This window comes from Streptomyces hygroscopicus subsp. hygroscopicus, from assembly GCF_001553455.1.
GTDB lineage: Bacteria > Actinomycetota > Actinomycetes > Streptomycetales > Streptomycetaceae > Streptomyces > Streptomyces hygroscopicus.
On the sequence record NZ_BBOX01000519.1, the window covers coordinates 1 to 2,895 of the forward strand.

The 2,895-nt window shown below is 71.5% G+C and carries 4 protein-coding genes and 1 pseudogene; all 5 read left to right on the top strand.

Going from position 1 to position 2,895, the window contains the following annotated elements:
• Positions 1-256: pseudogene (locus tag AXW62_RS45240) on the top strand (hypothetical protein); the annotation flags it as partial.
• A 753-nt stretch (positions 257-1,009) separates the two neighbouring features.
• Positions 1,010-1,192, top strand: a complete 183-nt coding sequence (locus AXW62_RS37770; RefSeq protein WP_060948348.1) for a hypothetical protein — start codon at positions 1,010-1,012, stop codon at positions 1,190-1,192.
• A 147-nt stretch (positions 1,193-1,339) separates the two neighbouring features.
• Positions 1,340-1,735 (top strand): BlaI/MecI/CopY family transcriptional regulator, encoded by a 396-nt coding sequence (locus tag AXW62_RS37775; protein ID WP_078962213.1) that lies wholly within the window; start codon positions 1,340-1,342, stop codon positions 1,733-1,735.
• A 22-nt stretch (positions 1,736-1,757) separates the two neighbouring features.
• Positions 1,758-2,279, top strand: coding sequence for an amino-acid N-acetyltransferase (locus AXW62_RS37780; protein WP_037647517.1), 522 nt, complete (start codon positions 1,758-1,760; stop codon positions 2,277-2,279).
• 221 nt (positions 2,280-2,500) lie between these two features.
• Positions 2,501-2,836, top strand: a complete 336-nt coding sequence (locus AXW62_RS37785; RefSeq protein WP_030838298.1) for a histone-like nucleoid-structuring protein Lsr2 — start codon at positions 2,501-2,503, stop codon at positions 2,834-2,836.
• Positions 2,837-2,895 lie beyond the last annotated feature (59 nt).

The following is a 2,895-nucleotide window of genomic DNA, read 5'->3' on the forward strand; positions in this document are numbered from 1 at the left end:
GGAGGCCGGGCGGGAGGCCGAGCAGGAGGCCGTACAGCGGGCCGACGAGCCGAAGCCGGCGCCGCGCAAGAAGCCCGGGGCGCCGGAGCGCGGCGACCGCCAGGAGCCGAAGCGGGGGGAGCCGGGCCGCCGGGCGCCCCGCCCGGGGCGCCCGGTGCCCACGCCGGCGGAGGTCTTCCCGCCCAAGCGCCGCCCCTCGCCGCCCCCGGAACACGACTCACGGCTCGGCCCGGGGACCGGAGTCCGGTCCGCCTGACCTCGGGGGTTGGGGACGGGGGTCCGGTCCGTCCGGCCTCGGGGGTCGGGGGCGGGGGTCCGGTCCGTCTGGCCTCGGGGGTCAGGGCCCGGGCTGTATCCCGGGGGCGGGGCGGGGGGCGGGGCTGTAATCCCAAGCCCCGGGTTGGGCGTCGGGCTTGTATCCCGAGGCCCGGGGGCAGGGGCCGGTCCGTCTGGCCTTGGGGTCAGGGTCCGGGCTGCTGACCGGGTCCCGGGGCAAGCCTGCGCCCCGTTCCGCCTGGTCCCGGGCTGGTTCCCGGGCGGGGCCCCGCTCCCTTCCCCGGGGCGCGGGCCCGCCCCGGCCCCCGTTCTCCCGCGCCCGACTTCCGGCCCCTGTTTCCCCGCCTTGGCCTCCGGTCTCGGGCCCTGTTCCCCGGCGCCCGTTCCCCGGCCTCCGGCCCCGGTCCCCGCGCCCGGCCCCTGGCCCCCGGGCAGCCGCGCCCGGGACCGGTGCCCGGCCTCTGGCCCTGGTCTCCCGCCCTGGCCTCCGGTCCCGTTCCCGCGCCCGGCCCCTGGCCCCCGGGCAGCCGCGCCCGGGACCGGTGCCCGGCCCCGGCTGCCTAGCCCTCGGGCCCTGCCTGGCCCCCTGGCCCCTGCCCGGCCCCCTGGCTCTGCCTAACCCCCGGCCCCTGCCTGGCCCCCGGGCCGCCGCGCCCGGGACCGGTGCCCGGCTCCGGGCGTTCGCGGCGCCCCGCGTAATCTGGTGGTCTCGAGCAAAAGGAGGCCGAGAGCCATGGAATACGTCTCCGCGCTGGTCCCGCCCGTCGTGATGGCCGTGGCCTTCACCGCGCTCATCGTGACGATGGTGAAGAGCCAGGGTGGCGCCAACAAGGCCAAGGAGGACGCCGCGGTGGACGCGGTGCTGGCGGCCCATGCCGAGGCGGAGGGCCGGACCTCGGGCCGCGAGACGGCCTGACCGGCCCCAGCGGACCCTGATCGGACGCCGCCCGCGCCGGCGGCGGCACGCCGGAGCACGCCCCGGGACGCATCGCGTTCCGGGGCGTGTGTCTTTTCTGGCGTACACATCCCGACATTCGGGACATCTCCCACTATTATTCTCGGTGTGCCTAGGCCATTGGGAGATCTCGAAGACGCGGTCATGACGCGGGTATGGAAGTGGAACCGCCCGGTCACGGTCCGGGAAGTCCTGGAAGACCTTCAGCGGGAACGCTCGATCGCCTACACCACGGTCATGACCGTAATGGACAACCTCCATCACAAGGGGTGGCTGCGCAGGGAGGTGGAAGGCCGCGCCTATCGATATGCCGCGGTCTCCACCCGCGCCGCCTACTCGGCCGCACTGATGAACGAAGCGTGGTCGGCCAGTGACAACCCGGCAGCCGCCCTCGTCGCGTTCTTCGGGATGATGTCCGAAGAGCAGCGCGACGCACTACGGGATGCGATGCGCGTCGCACAACTGGGGGAGCCAGGGGAGAGCCCCGGTGAGTCGGGGCGATGACCCGGGGCGATAGCGTCCGGGCATGTCCTCCGCACTATCAAAAGTAGTCACCGTCCGCCGCGCCCGGACCGGCGATGTACGGGCGGTGCGCCGCCTCATCGACTCCTACGTGGCCGATGGCATCCTGCTCGACAAAGCCACCGTGACCCTTTACGAGGACATCCAGGAGTTCTGGGTCGCCGAGCGCGACGAGGACGCTGAGGTCATTGGCTGCGGTGCGCTGCACGTCATGTGGGAAGACCTCGCGGAGGTCCGCACTCTCGCCGTCGATCGGTCTCTCAAGGGCAGCGGCGTAGGCCACCTCGTGCTCGACAAGCTCTTGCAGACGGCGCGCTGGCTGGGTGTGCGGCGCATTTTCTGCCTCACCTTCGAAGTCGACTTCTTCACCAAGCACGGCTTCGTGGAGATCGGCGAGACGCCGGTCGACGGCGATGTCTACAGCGAGCTCCTGCGTTCCTATGACGAGGGCGTCGCCGAGTTCCTTGGTCTCGAACGGGTGAAGCCGAACACCCTTGGCAACAGCCGGATGCTTCTGCAACTGTGACCGCGGGCCCTATGTCCGAATCGCTCCCCTATCACATAGCTCCGGAACATCGCCTTCCATGAGCCTTCCCGCTTGGTCGATCGGTCGAACCTTCCCGGGGGGTTTGTGTTTTTCCGGGAAAGGCGGTTTCCTATTCTCCCGTAGTGTAATTACATGGGGGGTGAGTCATCAGCGGCTAACGCCGCACCCCGAGCCCCCCGGTTTTCCATGAAAGGAACCCCATGGCACAGAAGGTTCAGGTCCTTCTTGTCGACGACCTCGACGGCGGCGAGGCGGACGAGACCGTGACGTTCGCGCTGGACGGCAAGAGCTACGAGATCGACCTCACCACCGCCAACGCGGACAAGCTCCGGGACGCCCTGGAGCCGTACACGAAAAGCGGCCGGCGCACCGGTGGCCGGGCCTCCGGTGGCCGGGGCAAGGCGCGCGTGGCGTCGGGCGGCAGTCAGGACACCGCGAAGATCCGCGCCTGGGCAAAGGAGAACGGTTACGAGGTCAACGACCGCGGCCGTGTTCCCGCGACCGTTCGTGAGGCATACGAGAAGGCCAACGGCTGAGCGCGTCAGCCTTCCCCGGCTCGCCGCTGCCTGGGCAGCGGCCGGGCACGCAGCAATCG

Coding starts and splice junctions, on each gene's coding strand:
- AXW62_RS37780 (WP_037647517.1), top strand. CDS start 1,758: ATGTCCTCCGCACTATCAAAAGTAGTCACCGTCCGCCGCGCCCGGACC.
- AXW62_RS37770 (WP_060948348.1), top strand. CDS start 1,010: ATGGAATACGTCTCCGCGCTGGTCCCGCCCGTCGTGATGGCCGTGGCC.
- AXW62_RS37785 (WP_030838298.1), top strand. CDS start 2,501: ATGGCACAGAAGGTTCAGGTCCTTCTTGTCGACGACCTCGACGGCGGC.